Source organism: Vibrio sp. 10N.261.51.A4 (assembly GCF_041471945.1).
In the GTDB taxonomy this organism is placed as follows: Bacteria; Pseudomonadota; Gammaproteobacteria; order Enterobacterales; family Vibrionaceae; genus Vibrio; species Vibrio crassostreae_C.
The window spans coordinates 1-19,209 of the sequence record NZ_JBFRPJ010000051.1 but is presented as its reverse complement, the minus strand read 5'-3'; the positions used below and the strand labels follow the sequence as shown (position 1 = coordinate 19,209).

Sequence of the window (19,209 nt, the reverse complement as noted above, 5' to 3'; positions counted from 1 at the left end):
ATCGAAAGTCCTGTCCCTAAAAAGAAAATTAACGCTAAACGATAGGTCTACGGCGATAGAATAACAGCCCTGGCACAGCTAAGCCAACCGCCAACCCTGCGATAATGAACATCGATTTTAAAAAGTTCTCCATCAACATTGCCAACAACTCAGGCGTGTAGCCTGCCCTGTTAATCTCCACCATCGCAATCATCGCCTTGAAGGCGAACACACCTGGCACCATAGGAATTAGAGCTGCAACCGTAAACACCTTCGGATGTGCTAACAGTTTATGTGACCAATGAACCCCTATCATACCAACCACGGTTGCGGCGAAGAACGTCGCCCATTCGATTGGAATACCAAAGTGCATCATCAGATACCGGCTACCATGACCGATAGAACCACCGAGTGCACAATAAATTAAAGCACGTTGCGGAACGTTAAACACCAATGCAAACCCAACCGCAGGAATAGCGGCGAAAAACATATCGTTGAGCAGACCTAAAAACAGTTCGAAAATACTCATTAGCTTGCCCACCCCCAAACATCTGATAGACTCATCGCCGCGACAATGCCCAAGCTCGTCGCCAGAGTTAATAAGCTGGCCATGGTAAAGCGCGCTAACCCCATATTAATATGGCCTTTAAGCATATCAGCGACGGAGTTAATCAGAGGAAAACCAGGTACTAACATTAATACAGATGAAGCCATCACGATCGTGGGTTGGCCGCCAATATTGTAAAGTACGGCTTGAGCTGAAATGGTCGTGGTAACGAATGCTGTGATAGCAAAGTTTAATAGCGGATTGAAATGGCGGTGCCCAATCTCTTGCCTGACGATCATACCGCAAGCTGAAGCAATAAAAGTCATCATGAAGACTTGCCAGTCTCCGCCCGCAAGGTGGCTAAAAGAGGCGCACGACAACCCTATCATCACAACCACTAACCAACGGTTGTAGCGCTCGGGGCTGATGTTTTGAATCTTTTTATACGCCAAATCATAATCGAGAATTCCCTTCTCCATCATGATGCAAATGCGTTGAATGTCGGTGATAACCTGCATGTTAATGCCACGATCAGCACAACTTCGAGTAGTGGTAATACAGTGATCATCCATTACGGTAGTTACAACAAGCGCATTGGCTGACAGTGCGACTTCAACCTCATTCACCCCACAAGCAATACCGATGCGACGCATGATATCGCCGACCAGTGTGCTCTCTGCCCCGTGCGCCAATAACATTTGTCCTGATTGAGCGACGAGTCTTGAGATCGCTCTTTGCTTTGATGCCATGATTTCCTTCCCATAGGCGTTAATTATCTAAAGATAAATTTTGCATAAAAAACAGTAAGACGTCATGATTTAGATACAAAAAAACCGCAATTTTCATTGCGGTTTAATAAAACTATCAGTGTACTTGTAAGAAGCGACCGATGCGTTATGAGAAACTAAGAGGATTAGTCACGAACATAGATAACATGGCCGTCATCCTCTTCGTCATCCCAATCGTCCCAATCGTCGTCATCTTCAGTAACGACATTCTTACCGCTCATCGCATCTTTATGGTAGTCATCCCACATAAAGTCTACTTTTTCTTCTTCTTCAACTTCTACAACATCACGAGGTAGGTTTTCCATAAACTCACCAAGTTTGAAGCAAAGATCTTTGGTGCCGATTTTATTCACAGCAGAGATCTTGAAGTACTCGCCTTCCCAGCCCAAAGCATCGATGATTTCTTGAATCTTTTCGTCTGCTTCGTCTTCTGGCATTAGGTCAACTTTATTGAACACTAACCAGCGAGGTTTTTGTGAAACTTTTTCACTGTATTGCTCAAGCTCATCGATGATCGTTAGTGCATTCTGAATAGGATCAGATTGATCGATCGGCATAATGTCGATCATATGCAGAAGAACACGACAACGCTCAAGGTGCTTAAGGAATCGGATACCAAGGCCAGCGCCATCAGCTGCGCCTTCGATTAGTCCTGGGATATCGGCAACAACGAAGCTCTTTTCAGGGACAACACTTACCACGCCCAAGCTTGGGATCAAAGTAGTGAACGGGTAATCAGCCACTTTTGGTTTCGCAGCAGATACTGAACGAATAAAAGTAGATTTACCTGCGTTTGGTAGGCCAAGCATACCAACGTCAGCTAATAGAAGAAGCTCTAAACGCAGTTCACGAACTTCGCCTTTAGTACCCATTGTCTTTTGACGAGGAGCGCGGTTAACAGACGATTTAAAACGCGTGTTACCAAGACCGTGCCAACCACCTTTACCAACCATTACTTTCTTGCCGTGTTCAGCAACTTCAGCAACGATTTCGTTGGTGTGGATATCAACTGCACGCGTACCAACTGGTACTTTCAGCGTAATGTCTTTACCACGTTTACCAGTACAGTTACCGCCGCGACCATTCTCGCCACGCTCTGCATTGTAAAAACGTTGGAAACGGTAATCGATCAGTGTGTTTAAGTTCTCATCCGCTTGGATGTAAACATCACCGCCGTCACCACCGTCGCCGCCATCAGGACCACCTTTAGCGACGAATTTTTCGCGCCAAAAGCTAACTGTACCATTACCGCCATCACCGGCTTCTATTTTTACTACCGCTTCATCAACGAATTTCATTTTTTAACTCCGCACTTACGTTGCGTTACCACTCATCAAGGAGTGATATAAATTCTAGCAGATCCGTGTTTAGATCGATCACCTAAGATCTAGGCCGACCTGCAACCAAGGAACAAATAAGGAGAGGTTCTTTGCTTCTTATTTCTTAAAAACAAACGGCTTCTTAAAAACTAATCTGTTTATCAAAAAATAAAACGGCTTCTCAAAACCAAAACAAGAGCGTCTGCTTTTTTATTCTTGCTATAAATAAAAAACCCTGCCGAATCGGCAGGGCTTTTGAATTCAGCTTGAAAGCTAATAAAATAATCTAGTTAAAGATTAAATTACTCAGCTTCGATGCTTACAAACTTACGGTTTTTAGGACCTTTAACAGCAAATTTCACTTTACCTTCAGTAAGAGCGAAAAGAGTGTGGTCTTTACCGATGCCAACGTTTGTGCCAGCGTGGAACTTAGTACCACGTTGACGAACGATGATGTTACCTGCAAGAACAGATTCACCACCAAAACGCTTAACACCAAGACGTTTGCTTTCTGAATCGCGGCCGTTATTAGTAGAACCGCCAGCTTTTTTATGTGCCATTGTTAAACTCTCCTAATACTTAAGCGTTAATGCCAGTAATTTTCACTTCAGTGAACCACTGACGGTGACCAGCTTGCTTACGCGAGTGCTTACGACGACGGAACTTAACGATTTTTACTTTATCGCCACGACCGTGTTGTACTACTTCTGCAGTAACCTTGCCACCTTCAACAAGAGGTGCACCAACAGCGATTTCTTCGCCGTTAGCAACAAGAAGAACTTTATCAAATTCAACAGTTGCACCAGTTTCAACGTCTAATTTCTCTAAACGAAGTGTTTGACCTTCGCTTACTCGGTGTTGTTTGCCACCAGATTGGAAAACAGCGTACATATTTTACTCCGCTTTTTCCGCACAGCCTATGGTTGTCAATTGTACAACTCGGGTGTGCGCTAAACTAATCAATAGGGCGCAGATTCTACGGGAATCATGGCGCTATGACAAGCCATATTTTTAAAAAATTGGCGAAAACCTGTTCGCCAAAGAAAAGTGTGGCAATCATGCCCTTTAGCGATGTATTAATCAACGTTTTTTAGTGTATTATTCAACAATTGAATACAACGTATAAGCCTTACAGGGTCTAACTTCAGCCGGATGAACAATGGATTTTAAAGCTATCCAAACGCTTACTGCCAATGATATGGCAAAAGTGAATGAAACAATTCAAGCCCAACTTAATTCTGACGTAAGTTTAATCAACCAGCTTGGTTTTTATATCGTTAGCGGTGGTGGAAAGCGCCTACGCCCTTTGCTTGCTCTTTTATCTGCCCGCGCACTTGGTTACCAAGGTGAAGCTCATATCACCTCTGCAGCCTTTATCGAGTTTATTCACACCGCAACCCTGCTTCATGACGACGTTGTCGACGAATCGGACATGAGACGTGGTAAAGCGACGGCCAATGCCGCTTTTGGTAATGCCGCTAGCGTTTTGGTGGGTGACTTTATCTACACACGCTCATTCCAAATGATGACAACGCTAGGATCCTTAAAGATCCTTGAGTTAATGAGTGAAGCGGTAAACGTGATTGCCGAGGGTGAAGTTCAACAATTAATGAACTGCAATAACCCAGACACCACAGAAGAAAGCTACATGCAGGTGATCTACTCTAAGACTGCTCGTTTGTTCGAAGCTGCGACCCAAATCGGCGCGATTCTTACTGAGTCATCACCAGAGATCGAAACAGCAATGCAGAACTATGGTAAATACCTAGGCACCGCATTCCAACTGATTGACGATGTGATGGATTACACTGCAGATGGTAAAGAGATGGGTAAAAACGTTGGTGACGATCTTGCCGAAGGCAAACCAACGCTTCCTCTACTTTACGCAATGCATAATGGCTCTCCTGAACAAGCAAGCATGATTCGTGAAGCGATTGAGAAAGCGAACGGCATGGAACGTCTTGACGACATTATGGCTGTAATGAAAGAGACAGGCTCTTTAGAGTACACAACAAATAAAGCCTACGAAGAGGCCGATAAAGCCATCGCTGAGCTTTCTGTACTTCCTGACTCTGAATATAAGCAAGCGCTAACCACGCTCGCACACTTAGCTGTTAAACGCAGTAAGTAAGCAGGTTAATAGACAACTCGCTTCTAGCTTCTAGCTTCTAGCTTCTATATAAATAACAAAAAGAGCCTCAGGGCTCTTTTTTTTGGTTTTCAACAAATATTTGTAGGTGAGCCAAATTCAATATCGACTGGCTTCTAATGATAACGGCAGTTGTGCTTCAATCTCTTCAAGCTCTTCCATTGGCACCGCGTACTGCTCTTGCCCGTTGTAAGTCTCTACTAGCGCGTACTGCTCTTGCTCATCAATTACCAATACTTTTCCTAAGTGCCCCAAATATTCGACATTCATACCCTTCTGAACAGTAGCCATAACATTTACCTTCACATTAATTGTAAAGCTAAATACGAGTAGCTTGAACTTCAGGATCAAAAAAGCCGATCGTAATGACCGGCCCTTATTAATTAGCTTAAGTCTGAGTTAAATAGCGTTTCGCTTATTTAGCGAATTCAACACCAATCTCGATGTCACCATTTAGCGTTTCAAGCATGCTATCTAAAGCGTTACGTTCGAAGTCACTTAGCTCACCGTAGCTAAGGATCGCTTCAGCGCCCTCTTTGCCTAGTTTAACTGGCTGTGCGAAGAATGGAGCGTGCTCGCCTTCACCTTCAACGTATGCACATTCAATCACGTTTTCTTCACCTTGAAGTGCTTTAACTAGTGCAAGACCGAAACGACAAGCCGCTTGACCCATAGACAGTGTCGCACTGCCGCCGCCAGCTTTAGCTTCTACTACTTCAGTACCTGCATTTTGGATGCGAGTCGTTAGCGCTGCAATTTCTTCATCAGTGAACTCTACGCCTTCAACTTGAGAAAGTAGAGGAAGAATCGTTACGCCTGAGTGACCACCGATAACAGGAACACGGATGTCGCCTGGATCTTTGTCTTTTAGTTCAGCAACGAACGTTTCAGAACGAATCACATCAAGAGTCGTAATACCGAATAGACGACGCTTGTCGTAAACGCCCGCTTTCTTCAGTACTTCAGCCGCGATTGGCACTGTTGTGTTTACTGGGTTAGTAATGATACCAACACAAGCAGTCGGACAAGTAACTGCGATTTTCTCTGCAAGAGACTTAACAATGCCAGCGTTCACATTGAAAAGATCCGCACGATCCATACCAGGCTTACGAGCAACACCCGCTGAAATAAGTACAACATCCGCACCTTCTAGTGCTGGTGTTGGATCTTCACCCGCGTAACCTTTGATCGAAACAGGCGTTGGGATATGGCTAAGATCGGCAGCAACACCCGGTGTTACCGGAGCGATGTCGTAAAGTGCAAGATCTGAACCAGCAGGTAGGCGGTTCTTAAGTAGTAGGGCTAGGGCTTGACCGATGCCACCAGCGGCACCAATAACAGCTACTTTCATTGTTATTCTCCTTGAGAGCTTTCTCTTATAGATTCTTTGTAGGGTAATTCTTGAGCTAAATCTAAGTTAAAAAACTATATTAATCACAAAGTGATTACAATCAATTAACGCTAGCTTTGCGACTTCGCGCAAGTCAATAAAACCGTGCTACACAGCAAGTTCGCATTATGGCGATAATCGACTGAAATAACAAAATAAGTCGTCGCAAATAACACATTATTCTATTAAATATTTACAGTGATATGACTAACAAATTACAGGGATGTTTTGGCTAAAATTGAATATGTATGCGAGAATATGCAAACATCTTTGTTAATGAATAAGAATGACATATGCGCAATACAGAAAAGCAAGACAACTTAGTTCGTGCATTTAAAGCCTTACTAAAAGAAGAACGTTTTGGCTCACAAGGCGAAATTGTGGATGCCCTAAAACACGAAGGTTTTGAAAGCATCAACCAGTCTAAAGTCTCGCGTATGTTAACCAAGTTTGGTGCCGTTCGAACTCGTAACGCAAAAATGGAGATGGTTTACTGTCTTCCTGCTGAGCTAGGTGTTCCGACCGTTTCTAGCTCTTTACGAGAATTAGTACTAGATATTGACCACAACAATGCATTGGTGGTGATACACACAGGTCCTGGTGCGGCGCAGCTGATTGCTCGTTTATTAGACTCACTAGGTAAGTCGGAAGGTATACTGGGCGTAGTCGCAGGTGATGATACTATCTTCATTACCCCAACGTTATCGGTTACCACTAAGCAACTGTTTGATTCAGTGTGTGAACTGTTTGAATACGCAGGATAATTGATCGCTGTTTCATAACTATCAGCCTTATTAATGGATCACGAGTATCTATTTGCTTCGTGATCCAAATCACATCCTAGAATATCCATACCTCCCTTCCAAAATCACACTAAACCATTGATTTTAAAAACCCAGTAGCAAATCAAACACGAGATCAAGACATCATTTGTTAGATTTTTTAGCTATATCTTTTAACATTCGAGTAATTTTCTGCCAATTTTTGATATTATTCAGCCACTTTTTCATCACATGGATTGAAAAAGGTGCCGTTTCCAAATAGGAAACTCCTGAAGCAACTACACTTGTTTCAGGGTTAATAATGAATAAAGGAAGGGAAATTCATGGCATTTACCAAACTTATTAAAGTTGGTGCTATTGCAGCTGCTGTAATGGGCGCTGGCGCTGTTAACGCTCAAGAGTTCATCACGATTGGTACTGGTTCAGTTACGGGTGTTTACTACCCAACTGGTGGTGCGATTTGTAAGCTAGTGAACAAGGGCCGCAAAGACCACAACATTCGTTGTTCTGTAGAGTCTACTGGTGGTTCAATCTACAACGTTAACACCATCCGTGCTGGTGAACTAGATTTCGGTGTTGTTCAATCGGACTGGCAATACCACGGCTACAACGGTACAAGTAAGTTCAAAGATCAGGGCGAATACAAGAAACTTCGCGCGATGTTCTCTCTACATACAGAACCGTTCAACATCATCGCTCGTACTGATGCTGGCATCAACAATGTGTCTGACCTAGCAGGTAAGCGTGTAAACATTGGTAACCCAGGTTCTGGTGACCGTGCAACGATGGGTGTTGTAATGGACGCTATGGGCTGGACTAACGACAGCTTCAAGCTTGCTTCTGAACTTAAAGGTTCTGAGCGTTCACAAGCACTTTGTGATAACAAGATTGATGCATTCATCTACATGGTTGGTCACCCGAACGGATCAATCAAAGAAGCAACAACGTCTTGTGATGCAAAACTGGTTTCAGCAACAGGTCCACAGATCGACAAGATCGTAGCTGAAAACCCATACTACGCTTACAGCACAGTTCCTGCTGGTATGTACCGTGGTACTGACGCTGACGTAAACAGCTTCGGTGTTGCAGCTACTATGGTAACAACTTCAGACGTTTCTGAAGAAGTTGCATACAACGTTGCTAAGGCAGTATTTGAAAACTTTGACACTTTCAAACGCCTACACCCAGCATTTGCTAACCTGAAAAAAGAAGACATGGTTAAAGCGGGTATCTCTATCCCTCTTCACCCAGGCGCAGCAAAATACTACAAAGAAGTGGGCCTTCTAAAGTAACTCTACTTTAAGCCTACTACACCAATAAGGAGGCTAGCCCTCCTTATTGGCTTTTCACGTTTTATAAAAATAATTTAAGTGAAAAGAACAGCCCTTTAAGTTTCTCCAATTTGGAGGACTTACCTTCGTATCAAGCCTAAGACAAAGACGAACAAAAAACGCATTTCCCTATCCATTCACTACACTAGATAGGAAATAAATAACGTTTGGTTGTTCGTAAGAAAAGGCAGACCATCAATAATAAGGATAAAGTACATGACGCAGACAACATCACCGTCTCCAGATGTGCAAGAAATGGTGGCACAATCAGATACTGGTGCGCGTAGCCCTCGTGGTATCCAAGGCCGTATTTTATGGTTTGTGCCTCTATGTTGGTCACTGTTCCAACTTTGGTATGCATCTCCGCTGCCGTTCATTTTTAACTTCGCAATTTTAAACGACACTGAAGCTCGAGCAATTCACCTTACGTTTGCTATTTTCCTAGCCTTTACCGCTTATCCAGCCATGAAGAATTCGCCTAGGGATCGCATCCCCGCAGTCGATTGGATATTAGCGCTTGTAGGTAGCTTTTCAGCTTCTTATATCTATATTTTCTATACTGAACTCGCTGAGCGATCGGGCGCACCAACAACATTCGATATTGTTGCGGCTGTATTCGGTATGGTTTTACTGCTTGAAGCAACACGACGCGCTTTGGGTCCACCTCTTATGGTTGTGGCAGCAGTATTCCTACTTTATACCTTTGGCGGCCCTCACATGCCGGACGTTATTGCCCACAAAGGTGCGAGCCTGAACAAGGCAATGTCGCATCTGTGGCTAACAACTGAAGGTGTATTCGGTGTGGCACTTGGCGTATCAACGTCATTCGTATTCTTGTTTGTACTGTTTGGTGCAATGCTAGAACGTGCTGGCGCCGGTGCTTACTTTATTAAAGTTGCATTCTCACTGCTTGGTCACATGAAAGGCGGCCCAGCGAAAGCAGCCGTTGTCGCATCAGGTCTGTCTGGTTTGGTATCAGGTTCATCTATCGCGAATGTGGTAACCACGGGTACCTTTACTATCCCGCTAATGAAGCGTGTTGGTTTCCCGGGTACTAAAGCAGGCGCAGTAGAAGTCGCGGCTTCAACCAATGGTCAATTAACACCACCTATCATGGGTGCAGCAGCCTTCTTGATGGTTGAGTATGTGGGCATTTCGTATGTAGAAGTAATCAAAGCCGCGCTACTGCCCGCTCTGATCTCTTACATCGCTCTGATTTACATTGTTCATCTAGAAGCATGTAAAGCAGGTATGACTGGCCTACCTCGTCGCCACACACCAACTATCGTACAAAGCTTACTGTCTTTCACGGGTACCATTTTAGGTCTGTGTGTTATCAGTGCCGCAGTTTACTACGGTGTCGGTTGGACGAAAGATGTCTTTGGCGATGCTGCAACACCAATCGTAACGGTGGCGCTATTAGTCGCTTATGTCGCTCTGGTTCGTGTATCAGCAAAATACGCATCTGAAGGCGGCATGGAAATCGATGCGGATCTCAAAGAAGTTCCGGATCCAGGTCCAACAATTAAGTCTGGCCTGCACTTCCTATTGCCTATCGTGGTGCTTGTTTGGTGTTTAACAGTTGAACGTTTCTCTCCAGGTCTGTCGGCATTCTGGGCGACCGTGTTCATGATCTTCATTCTGATCACTCAGCGTCCGTTAATGACTCTGATGAACAAATCAGACGATCTTGCAGAGCAAACTAAAGCTGGCTTCGTTGATCTCGCAGAGAGCTTGGTTTCAGGCGCACGTAACATGATTGGTATCGGTGTCGCGACAGCGGCTGCAGGTACGGTTGTAGGCGTGGTGACTCTAACGGGTATCGGTCTAGTAATGACGGACTTCGTTGAGTTTATCTCAGGCGGTAGCATCATTCTTATGTTGCTATTCACTGCAGTAATCAGCTTGATCTTAGGTATGGGCTTGCCAACAACGGCGAACTACATCGTTGTATCAACGCTGATGGCTCCGGTAATCGTGACCCTAGGCGCTGCGCACGGCTTGATCATTCCATTGATTGCGGTTCACTTATTCGTGTTCTACTTCGGTATTCTTGCGGATGATACACCTCCGGTAGGTCTCGCGGCGTTTGCAGCAGCGGCAATTGCGAAATCAGATCCGATTCGTACTGGTATCCAAGGCTTCACCTATGATATCCGTACCGCAATTCTACCTTTCATGTTCATCTTCAATACTCAACTACTACTGATGGGCATTGATTCTTGGTGGCACTTAGCACTAACGATTTTCTCATCTGTGACTGCGGTACTTATCTTCGCAGCTGCAACACAAGGTTGGTGGTTCACCAAGAACAAGTGGTGGGAAACGGTGCTGCTTATTGCATTAACCTTCACTTTCTTCCGCCCTGGCTTCTGGTGGGACATGATTTACCCAGAGAAAGTTCTTTCACCTGGAGTTGAGATTGCTCAAATCACGGAAAAGCTGGATGTGGGACAATCACTTGAACTTAGAGTGGGTGGCGAAAACTTAGAAGGTGACTATTCTGAAAAGACAGTTCGCCTGCCGTTTGAAGATTCTGCGACCTCAAGTGAAGATCGTATTGCCTCTATGGGTCTAATGCTGACTGAATCAGAAGGCAAGATGATTGTTGATATGGTTGAGTTCGGTAGCCCAGCAGAAGCGGCTGGTATTGATTTCGATTGGGAAATCAAATCCGTTATCCAAGATGCAGATCGACCAATGAAAGAGTGGGTATTCTTACCAGCTCTGATCATTTTGATTGGTTTAGCGATGAACCAAAGAAGACGTGCTCGTAAGGATGAGATTAGCGCGTAATGGATAAGGCTGAGTAGTGCTTAGCGCTATTTGGCTTTATTACATGGAAAGGATAATTACAGTGCTAAGTGAAAGCTTAGCGCTGATTAAAAAGAGACGAATACATGTATAAACAAATCCTTGTTCCTGTTGATCTTAATGACAAAGGCTTTTCTGATAAGGCAGTCGAACTGGCGGTATGGCACGCAAAACACAGCAATGCTGAAATCCACATTCTGAACGTACTACCAGGCATTCACATGTCGATGGTGGCGTCTTACTTCCCGAAAGATGCAGCGAACCAAATGAAGCTTGATGTTAAAAATCAGCTGAAAGAGTTTGCTGACAAGCACATTGACGATGAAGTGGTGTATAAAGTTCACGTTGCCGAAGGCAAGACTTACACAACGATTCTAGATTACGCAGAAAAACTGGGCGCTGACCTTATCGTGATGCCTAGCCATAAGCGTTCGAAAATCGACAAAGTGGTACTTGGTTCTGTTGCAAGCAAAGTGGTACAGAACTCACCAATCAATGTATTGGTAGTTAAGCCGCAAGGCTAAATCACTTAATCGACACAACGATCTAAAAAGGTTGGCCTAAAAGCCAACCTTTTTTGTTTTTCGTTCACGCAATTTAATTCTTCAATCAACTCACTAAGTTCTGCGGATTACCCGCAACAAACCCATCAATATTGTCGATTAAGATATCAGACAGCTTTTGAATTGAACTGTCACTGCCCCACGCCACATGTGGAGTGAGTAATAAGTTCGGTAAGTGGCTATTAGCTAATAGTGGATTTGAGTTGTCGGCTGGCTCTTGTGTAAACACATCCATACCTGCGCCTGCAATCTCATGTTTTTTCAAAGCCTCAACTAGGGCTTGTTCATCTACTAGACCTCCGCGCCCGGCATTAATTAATACCGCGCTCGATTTCATCATTGTGAGCTCTCGCTCTGAAATCAGATTTTGGGTCGCATCAGTCAATGGGCAATGTAGACTGATCGCATCCGCTTGCTTCAATACCGTATCAAAAGGTAGATACCCTTCTCGACAAGACTCTGCTCCTTTTCGCTCGGCAAACATCACCTTCATACCAATCGCTTTGGCTAACATTGCGGTGGCTTGACCTAAGCTGCCACTCCCCATCAACCCCAGTGTGCTGCCAGCCACATCTTGAATCGGATGAGTAAAGAAGCAGAACTGCTTGTCCTTTTGCCACTCGCCCGCCTCAATGTCTTTATGATAACCAACAAGGTTTCGTTTAAGTGCAAACAGCATTGCGATGACATGTTCAGGAACCGATTGAATCGCATAGCCTTGCACGTTTGTCACTGCAATGTTTTTAGATTTGCAGTATTCCACATCGACATTATTAACACCGGTCGCTGAAACCGCGATCAACTTGAGTTTTTTCGCACCAGCGAGATTCGACTCATTGAGCACTACCTTGTTAGTGATCACCACATCAGCTTCTTCAACTCGCTCTGATACTTGCTCAGGAGCTGTGAAATCATACTCTACCCATTCATGCTCAAAGCTCAGAGGCTTTAAATGAATTTGAGATGGGATAGTCGCTCTATCAAGAAACACAACATTCAGCGTTGGCATTCTTCTTCCTTGGTTAGATCTATGAATCAGTCCATTCTAAGCTTTTAGCTTACTGTAGTCTGGAAGCTCAAGCGCAATTTCAAAGTGCTGTTCGATTTGTGGGGATGCTTGAGGATAAAAGTCACAGGGAACAAAGGCTTTAAACAACTGATTATTCGCTGGATGATAAAAGCTCAGCTCACACGCATGCAAAGCCAACCTATCACTGTATTCAAATGCTTCTGATGTTGCGTAAAACTCATCGCCCACAATCGGTGCGCCTATTTCCATGCAATGCACTCTCAATTGGTGAGAACGCCCGGTAATTGGCAGTAACTTAAGTAAAGTCGTTTGGAGTTCTTGCTGTTCTACCACATAACGAGTCTGTGATGATTTACCATCCTCGAAACACACTTTTTGCTTCGGCCGGTTTGGCCAATCGCAAATAAGAGGGAGGTCAATCAAACCTTCTGCTTCTTCTACTGAACCCCATACTCGGGCGTAATAGAGTTTGTGTGTCAGTCGATATTGAAATTGCTTCTTCAAATGACGCTCAGCTTGTTTGTGTTTAGCGAGCAGCATCAAGCCTGAGGTCGACATGTCCAATCGATGAACGACTTGAATCTCTGGAAATTCGACAATTAACCGACTCCACATGCTGTCGTAATGCTCAGGTAACCTACCCGGAACAGAAAGCAGGCCTGCAGGCTTGTTCACCACAAGAATATCGTCATCTTGATAAACAATATCAATCCACGGTTCACGCGGTGGTGTGTACTGTTCTAACGCCATTGAAGCCTCTTAATTGCTAGTGAATAAATAATTTACGGTTGATTCGTTTATAAATAAATACAACTTTCAACATTTTCGTACATAAAAGTTGACGATTTTACAAAACATGGTATTGATAGGGTAACGGATAATAAGAAGTCAGCATCAAAGGAAAAACGATGGACAGTACGGTTAAAACCACCAACACAAAAACACCAACCTCAGCTCCCCTATCAAGTTTAATTAAGTCTCTTGGCCCAGGCGTTATGATGGCCGCAGCGGCTGTAGGTGGTTCTCACTTAGTCGCCTCAACCAAGGCGGGTGCGATTTATGGTTGGCAGCTTGCCGCTCTCATTATCCTCGTTAACGTATTTAAATATCCATTCTTCAGAGCCGGCATCCAATACACGCTAGGAACGGGTCAAAGCTTGGTGGAAGGTTACTCTAACCTAGGCCGCCCATACCTTGTGATCTTTTCGATCTTGAGTGCCATATCTGCGGTCGTGAATACCGCTGCCCTGCTATTATTCAGTGCAAGCCTACTCAGTTACTTTGTTCCTTTCGATTTAGCCACTAGCACCTTGTGCATGATCGTTTTAGCGACCTGTTTGATCATTCTGTTTGCTGGCCATTATCGTGCTCTAGATACACTATCTAAAGCGATCATGGCGATCTTAACCATCACAACCTTAGCTGCAGTCGCCATTGCTATCGGCTCTCCAGTCGAACCTGATACTGCTTTTGTTCCACCGTCGCCTTGGTCATTGGCTGCTATTGGTTTTATCGTGGTGACCATGGGTTGGATGCCTGCGCCTATCGAAATATCAAGCATCACCTCTATGTGGCTAAAAAGCCAAAAAGAGAAGCAGGAAGTGACCGCACAATCAGCGCTGTTCGACTTTAACGTTGGCTACATTGGTACGGCGCTGCTTGCTTTAGTATTCGTTGCGTTAGGCGCGCTAGTACTTCACGGTTCGGGAGTTGAACTGTCTCGCTCCGGTGTTGGCTTTACTCATCAATTGGTCGGCATCTACGCTTCGACAATTGGTGAATGGTCTCGCCCGTTAATCGCTCTTATCGCTTTCTTCTGTATCTTTGGTAGCACCATTACCGTTATCGATGGCTACTCACGCGTGCTTGCTGAATCACAACGTCTATTATTCAAAAAAGATTCAAGCCCAAGAATGCTGCAAGGCTGGATAATCATTGTCTCTATCGCGGCACTCGCGATTGTGATGTTCTTTAGCGCAGCACTGATGCCTATGCTCGATTTCGCAATGGTACTCGCGTTTGCAACAACGCCATTCTTCGCTCTGCTTAATTTCATCTTGGTCAACAAAGCTAAGCTTCCAGAAGCGCTAGCCATTGGCAGCAAACTAAAATGGTTGTCTGTAGCAGGTCTTGTTTACCTATTTGGTTTCCTAGCGGTATTTGTTTGGTGGAAGTGGTTAATGTAACCAGCTACTTGAATTGTTAATTAAGCTACAGATACAAATAAGGCCTTCATAATGAAGGCCTTATTTCGTTGAAGCATCTCGCTAATTCAAAACTAGTTGTGAGAAACCACAATTAAGCGTAATGAATCTAGCTGAACCTGAGCTTTGCTGATGTAACCAGTCAATTCATTGATTTGAGCTTCAATGACTTCTAGCTCTTCATCACGAATGTTAGGGTTCACGGCTTTAAGCGCTTGTAGACGCTCTAATTCACCGTTCAGGTTAGTCTGCATGTCTCGTTGAGCTTGTTCACGCACTTCTTCCACTTTAGGAAGTACGTGCGTCTCACCCGCTTCGATTAGCTTGTGAATTTCACCTTGTACCGAGTTAACTAGCTTGCTCGCTAGGTGACGGTTTACAGGGCTTAGTTGACGGTTAAAGCTGTCGAACTCAACCTGAGCTGATAAGTCATTACCACGGCCATCCATCATCAAACGAATTGGCGTCTTAGGTAAGAACTGGCTGATACCGCTGCGTTTCGGCGCTTGCGCATCGACAAGATAGACCAGCTCAAGCAGGATAGTACCTACTGGCAGCGCTTTGTTTTTCAGTAGCGATACCGCTGATGCACCAACACCTTCACTCAGTAGCAGATCGATACCGCCCTGAATCATTGGGTGTTCCCAGCTAATGAAGTTCATGTCTTCACGAGAAAGTGCAGTATCACGATCAAACGTGATGGTTGCTCCTTCGTATGGTAAGCCTGGGTAGCTTGGCACCATCATGTGCTCAGATGGTGTCACAACTAGCGCATTCTCACCCTTGTCGTCTTGGTTCAAGCCAATCGTATCGAACAGGCTTAGTGCAAACGTTACTAGGTTAGTGTCGCCGTCAGTCGAGGCAATCTTCTCTGCAATTTCATGCGCTTTGTCGCCGCCGTTTGAGTGCATTTCTAATAGGCGATCACGGCCTTTTTCTAGATCTGATTTCAGGCTTTGATTTAGCTTGGCAGACTCTTCAATCACTTCATCAAGTTGCTCAGTGTTACCAGAAGCCAGCATCTCGATAAGAACATCTGAGTACTTATCGTAAACCGTGCGACCCGTTGGACAAGTTTCCGCAAATGCATTCAGACCTTCATCGAACCAACGCGCAAGGATCGCCTGTGATGTGCCTTTTAGGTAAGGAACATGAATGTCGATATCACGCAGCTGACCGATACGGTCCAAACGGCCAATACGTTGCTCAAGCAAGTCTGGGTTGAATGGAAGATCGAACATCACAAGTTGGTTAGCGAACTGGAAGTTACGACCTTCAGAGCCGATTTCACTACAGATAAGAACCTGAGCGCCGCCCTCTTCTTGAGCAAAGTAAGCCGCAGCTTTATCACGCTCTAGAATCGACATGCCTTCGTGAAATACGGTTGCACGTACACCTTCACGCTCACGCAGTGCTTGCTCTAATTGAAGAGCCGTACTTGCACGAGAGGCGATCACTAGGATTTTCTCGCTGCGCTTGTCTTGGATCTTTTCAATCAACCAGTTAACGCGTGAGTCGAACTGCCACCAGCTTGAATCTTCACCTTCAAACTCTTGGAAGATCTCTTCTGGATACAGCATCTTCATTGCACGAGCTTCGGGAGCCATTTTGCCACCGATCATGCCAGATACACGCATTGAGGTTGTGTACTGCGTTGGAATCTCCATCGGCAGTAGGTTTACATTACGCTTAGGGAAGCCTTTGATTGCAGCACGTGTGTTTCTGAAAAGAACACGGCCGGTACCATGGCGATCCATAAGGTTATCAATCAGTTCTTGGCGAGCTAACGCTTGCTCTTCTTCGCTGCTATCACCTTCGATAACGCGGAACAGAGGCTCAACATCTTGCTCAGAAAGCAGTTCCGTAATCTGGTTCTTCGCGCTGTTTTCAAGCTTCACGCCAGAGAACAGAGCCGTTACTGCATCAGCAACCGGTGCGTATTGGTCTTCTTCTTCAACGAATGCTTCGTAATCGTAGAAGCGATCAGGATCAAGCAGACGCAGACGTGCAAAGTGGCTCTCACGACCAAGCTGTTCAGGCGTTGCTGTTAGTAGTAGCACACCAGACGTATTTTCCGCTAAGCCTTCAACCACTTGGTATTCACGGCTTGGTTTGTCTTGGCTCCACTCAAGGTGGTGCGCTTCATCGACAACCAACAAGTCCCACTCGCCTTCAAGTGCTTGCTCGTAGCGCTTACGGCTCTTACGTAGGAAGTCCAAAGAACACAGAACGTACTGCTGGGTATCAAACGGGTTGTCTGATTCAGCAAACGCTTCAATACAACGCTCTTCATCGAAGATAGAAAAATGCAGGTTGAAACGGCGCATCATCTCTACTAACCATTGGTGTTGTAGAGTTTCAGGAACCACAATCAGAATGCGTTCAGCACGGCCAGACAGCACCTGTTGGTGAATGATCATGCCCGCTTCGATGGTTTTACCTAGGCCCACTTCATCAGCCAGTAAAACGCGCGGAGCGTGACGACGACCCACTTCATGAGCGATGTATAGCTGATGAGGGATCAAGCCAGCACGCATACCACACAAGCCACGCATCGGGCTCTTGTGTTGTTGGTACTGGTTGCTTAGCGCACGGTAACGCAACACAAAGTTATCCATACGGTCGATTTGACCTGCGTATAGCTTATCTTGTGGCTTGTTAAAGCGGATCTGGTTGCTTAAGAAGATTTCACGCAGAGTGACTTCTGTTTCTTGGGTATCTTCGCGAGTACCTAAGTAGGTTAGCAGCCCTTTGTCTTCGATAACTTCTTCGACAGACAGAGACCAACCTTCTTGGCATTCGATGACATCGCCTACATTAAACGTTACTCGGGTTACGGGAGCATCAGTACGTGCATAAACACGGTTTTCTTCTGACGCTGCAAACATTAGTGTCACTGTGCGAGCATCCATTGCTACAACGGTACCTAAACCTAAATCGCTCTCCGTATCGCTTATCCAGCGTTGCCCCAAAGCAAATGTCATGAATCGACTACCTCAATCTTATAGTTGGAATTTGGTCTTCTTAACTGCAGTTTTAAACAAGAACATTATCGCTCCTGAACTAAAAATATAGCCAAAAATGTCTAGTTTGCAGCCACTTTTTAAGTGCGCTCTCAATAATAAATATCTCGAGAAAATGGTGCAGAAAAAGGTCGCTAATCTTACTCGATGCTGTGATTTAGGTCACGCCTAAAGGAGATGATTTCATGCTTTTTTTCTGTTTTCGCCAGTGCAATCAAACTGTCAAAAATTCATGGTTAATCTATAGGTAGCAGATTGCTGCTCTCAAACGAATACACCATATTCACTCGTAACGATATGGTGCTGTTCCTCTAGATGAAGTTTAGGTGAGTAGTTGACTATCACCAGAATCAGATACTAATCTTTATATGAGCTTTATCTACGTTCAATGAATGCAAGGCAAGCCGCACGTCGGCAAGGAGATGCTATGGGCGAGACCAACCGGAAGCTATTTGTTTTAGACACCAATATCCTACTTCACGAACCCTTCGCTATATTTTCTTTCCAAGAGCACGATGTCGTTATCCCCATGACAGTGCTAGAAGAACTCGACAGAATCAAAGACAGTAAAAGAGACGTTGCTCGAGATGCGAGAATTGCGATTCGAACGCTCGAAGACCTGTTCAGGGAAGCCACACCAGACCAAATATCGGAAGGCATCCCTTTTTCTAAAGACATAAATGCATCTGGCAGTATTTCAATACTCGCTGACTACGAACTTCAAGAAAGCATCAAAGCCTTTGCCGATGACAAGGCGGGCGATAACCGAATCCTCAACGCTGTCCTCTATCTTCAAAATAAACGCGCACCACGCGAAGTGGTTCTCATCACCAAAGACATCAATATGCGTTTACGAGCAAAAGGCGCCGGTGTACGTTTTGTTGAAGACTATCAAACTGACCAACTGATTGATGATATCCAATACCTCACCAAAGGCTTCCAACAACTGGAAGGCTCATTTTGGGATGGTATCGATAATGTCGAGAGCAGAAGTTTAGGCGGCAAGACGCTGCACACCTTAGCAAGAGCGCCGTTCGAGCCAACCTTCCTCAACCAATATGTGATTGACGAAGAAAGTGACTTTGCCGCTCGAGTCGAGGAGATTGAGCCGGAAAGCATTACCCTGAGAGACCTCAGCCGCGAAAGATTGATGAATCGCAGAGCATGGGACATCACACCAAAGAACGTCTATCAAGGCATGGCGATTGATGCGCTGCTCGACCCTGATATTGATCTTGTGATTCTCACTGGCGCCGCAGGTAGTGGTAAGACGGGTGTCAAGTTCGAAAA

17 protein-coding genes are annotated in these 19,209 nt (G+C 44.9%); 7 read left to right on the top strand and 10 right to left on the bottom strand.

The window, feature by feature from the left end:
- Positions 1-34 precede the first annotated feature (34 nt).
- The 5 genes from AB4384_RS11795 to rplU all read right to left on the bottom strand — a co-directional run bounded on the left by AB4384_RS11795 (position 35) and on the right by rplU (position 3,524).
- Complete coding sequence (locus AB4384_RS11795; RefSeq protein WP_017062945.1) at positions 35-508, bottom strand: threonine/serine exporter family protein; 474 nt, start codon at positions 506-508, stop codon at positions 35-37.
- Complete coding sequence (locus tag AB4384_RS11790) at positions 508-1,275, bottom strand: threonine/serine exporter ThrE family protein (RefSeq protein WP_017061378.1); 768 nt, start codon at positions 1,273-1,275, stop codon at positions 508-510. Before AB4384_RS11790 ends, AB4384_RS11795 begins: the two co-directional genes overlap by 1 nt.
- Positions 1,276-1,439: 164 nt before the next feature.
- Complete coding sequence (gene cgtA, locus AB4384_RS11785) at positions 1,440-2,612, bottom strand: Obg family GTPase CgtA (protein WP_372129596.1); 1,173 nt, start codon at positions 2,610-2,612, stop codon at positions 1,440-1,442.
- A 323-nt stretch (positions 2,613-2,935) separates the two neighbouring features.
- Positions 2,936-3,193: a 50S ribosomal protein L27 gene (gene rpmA, locus AB4384_RS11780; protein ID WP_004735905.1), complete on the bottom strand. Its 258-nt coding sequence runs from the start codon at positions 3,191-3,193 to the stop codon at positions 2,936-2,938.
- A 19-nt stretch (positions 3,194-3,212) separates the two neighbouring features.
- Positions 3,213-3,524: a 50S ribosomal protein L21 gene (gene rplU, locus AB4384_RS11775; RefSeq protein ID WP_004740823.1), complete on the bottom strand. Its 312-nt coding sequence runs from the start codon at positions 3,522-3,524 to the stop codon at positions 3,213-3,215.
- 268 nt (positions 3,525-3,792) lie between these two features.
- Here rplU and ispB point away from each other — a divergent pair, with 268 nt between their 5' ends.
- Positions 3,793-4,764, top strand: coding sequence for an octaprenyl diphosphate synthase (gene ispB, locus AB4384_RS11770; RefSeq protein ID WP_017061376.1), 972 nt, complete (start codon positions 3,793-3,795; stop codon positions 4,762-4,764).
- 117 nt (positions 4,765-4,881) lie between these two features.
- Here ispB and AB4384_RS11765 read toward each other — a convergent pair whose 3' ends face one another.
- Positions 4,882-5,073, bottom strand: coding sequence for a hypothetical protein (locus AB4384_RS11765; RefSeq protein WP_017068805.1), 192 nt, complete (start codon positions 5,071-5,073; stop codon positions 4,882-4,884).
- Positions 5,074-5,197: 124 nt separating this feature from the next.
- On the bottom strand, positions 5,198-6,133 hold the full coding sequence (gene mdh / locus AB4384_RS11760) for a malate dehydrogenase (RefSeq protein WP_009847834.1): 936 nt from the start codon (positions 6,131-6,133) through the stop codon (positions 5,198-5,200).
- 332 nt (positions 6,134-6,465) lie between these two features.
- Here mdh and argR point away from each other — a divergent pair, with 332 nt between their 5' ends.
- The 4 genes from argR to AB4384_RS11740 all read left to right on the top strand — a co-directional run bounded on the left by argR (position 6,466) and on the right by AB4384_RS11740 (position 11,623).
- Positions 6,466-6,936, top strand: coding sequence for a transcriptional regulator ArgR (gene argR, locus AB4384_RS11755; RefSeq protein ID WP_004740827.1), 471 nt, complete (start codon positions 6,466-6,468; stop codon positions 6,934-6,936).
- Positions 6,937-7,277: 341 nt separating this feature from the next.
- The gene (locus AB4384_RS11750; protein ID WP_017061374.1) at positions 7,278-8,246 is read left to right on the top strand and encodes a TAXI family TRAP transporter solute-binding subunit; all 969 of its coding nucleotides are present in this window, start codon (positions 7,278-7,280) and stop codon (positions 8,244-8,246) included.
- 255 nt (positions 8,247-8,501) lie between these two features.
- Positions 8,502-11,081, top strand: a complete 2,580-nt coding sequence (locus AB4384_RS11745) for a TRAP transporter permease (RefSeq protein ID WP_065584689.1) — start codon at positions 8,502-8,504, stop codon at positions 11,079-11,081.
- Positions 11,082-11,185: 104 nt separating this feature from the next.
- Positions 11,186-11,623 carry a universal stress protein gene (locus AB4384_RS11740; protein ID WP_017061372.1) on the top strand — a complete coding sequence of 146 codons (438 nt, stop codon included), beginning with the start codon at positions 11,186-11,188 and terminating at the stop codon, positions 11,621-11,623.
- Between the two features lie 85 nt (positions 11,624-11,708).
- Here AB4384_RS11740 and AB4384_RS11735 read toward each other — a convergent pair whose 3' ends face one another.
- Together AB4384_RS11735 and rluA are read right to left on the bottom strand one after the other, a co-directional pair.
- Positions 11,709-12,671 carry a D-2-hydroxyacid dehydrogenase gene (locus tag AB4384_RS11735; protein ID WP_372129595.1) on the bottom strand — a complete coding sequence of 321 codons (963 nt, stop codon included), beginning with the start codon at positions 12,669-12,671 and terminating at the stop codon, positions 11,709-11,711.
- A 36-nt stretch (positions 12,672-12,707) separates the two neighbouring features.
- A complete protein-coding gene (gene rluA / locus AB4384_RS11730; protein ID WP_372129594.1) occupies positions 12,708-13,442 on the bottom strand; it encodes a bifunctional tRNA pseudouridine(32) synthase/23S rRNA pseudouridine(746) synthase RluA in 735 nt (244 codons plus the stop codon).
- Positions 13,443-13,600: 158 nt separating this feature from the next.
- Here rluA and AB4384_RS11725 point away from each other — a divergent pair, with 158 nt between their 5' ends.
- The gene (locus AB4384_RS11725) at positions 13,601-14,878 is read left to right on the top strand and encodes an NRAMP family divalent metal transporter (protein ID WP_171732381.1); all 1,278 of its coding nucleotides are present in this window, start codon (positions 13,601-13,603) and stop codon (positions 14,876-14,878) included.
- Positions 14,879-14,970: 92 nt separating this feature from the next.
- Here AB4384_RS11725 and rapA read toward each other — a convergent pair whose 3' ends face one another.
- Positions 14,971-17,880 (bottom strand): RNA polymerase-associated protein RapA, encoded by a 2,910-nt coding sequence (gene rapA / locus AB4384_RS11720; protein ID WP_017062952.1) that lies wholly within the window; start codon positions 17,878-17,880, stop codon positions 14,971-14,973.
- Between the two features lie 466 nt (positions 17,881-18,346).
- Between rapA and AB4384_RS11715 the strand changes: the two genes are divergently transcribed.
- Positions 18,347-19,209, top strand: an 863-nt coding sequence (locus AB4384_RS11715) for a PIN domain-containing protein (RefSeq protein WP_372129593.1), incomplete at its 3' end; no start/stop codon positions are given.

Bases quoted from the DNA above. Each gene is read 5' to 3' on its own strand.
- ispB (WP_017061376.1), top strand. From the start codon at position 3,793: ATGGATTTTAAAGCTATCCAAACGCTTACTGCCAATGATATGGCAAAA.
- rpmA (WP_004735905.1), bottom strand. From the start codon at position 3,193: ATGGCACATAAAAAAGCTGGCGGTTCTACTAATAACGGCCGCGATTCA.
- AB4384_RS11795 (WP_017062945.1), bottom strand. From the start codon at position 508: ATGAGTATTTTCGAACTGTTTTTAGGTCTGCTCAACGATATGTTTTTC.
- AB4384_RS11735 (WP_372129595.1), bottom strand. From the start codon at position 12,671: ATGCCAACGCTGAATGTTGTGTTTCTTGATAGAGCGACTATCCCATCT.
- AB4384_RS11725 (WP_171732381.1), top strand. From the start codon at position 13,601: ATGGACAGTACGGTTAAAACCACCAACACAAAAACACCAACCTCAGCT.
- AB4384_RS11740 (WP_017061372.1), top strand. From the start codon at position 11,186: ATGTATAAACAAATCCTTGTTCCTGTTGATCTTAATGACAAAGGCTTT.
- cgtA (WP_372129596.1), bottom strand. From the start codon at position 2,612: ATGAAATTCGTTGATGAAGCGGTAGTAAAAATAGAAGCCGGTGATGGC.
- mdh (WP_009847834.1), bottom strand. From the start codon at position 6,133: ATGAAAGTAGCTGTTATTGGTGCCGCTGGTGGCATCGGTCAAGCCCTA.
- rluA (WP_372129594.1), bottom strand. From the start codon at position 13,442: ATGGCGTTAGAACAGTACACACCACCGCGTGAACCGTGGATTGATATT.
- AB4384_RS11745 (WP_065584689.1), top strand. From the start codon at position 8,502: ATGACGCAGACAACATCACCGTCTCCAGATGTGCAAGAAATGGTGGCA.
- argR (WP_004740827.1), top strand. From the start codon at position 6,466: ATGCGCAATACAGAAAAGCAAGACAACTTAGTTCGTGCATTTAAAGCC.
- AB4384_RS11790 (WP_017061378.1), bottom strand. From the start codon at position 1,275: ATGGCATCAAAGCAAAGAGCGATCTCAAGACTCGTCGCTCAATCAGGA.
- AB4384_RS11750 (WP_017061374.1), top strand. From the start codon at position 7,278: ATGGCATTTACCAAACTTATTAAAGTTGGTGCTATTGCAGCTGCTGTA.
- AB4384_RS11765 (WP_017068805.1), bottom strand. From the start codon at position 5,073: ATGGCTACTGTTCAGAAGGGTATGAATGTCGAATATTTGGGGCACTTA.
- rplU (WP_004740823.1), bottom strand. From the start codon at position 3,524: ATGTACGCTGTTTTCCAATCTGGTGGCAAACAACACCGAGTAAGCGAA.
- rapA (WP_017062952.1), bottom strand. From the start codon at position 17,880: ATGACATTTGCTTTGGGGCAACGCTGGATAAGCGATACGGAGAGCGAT.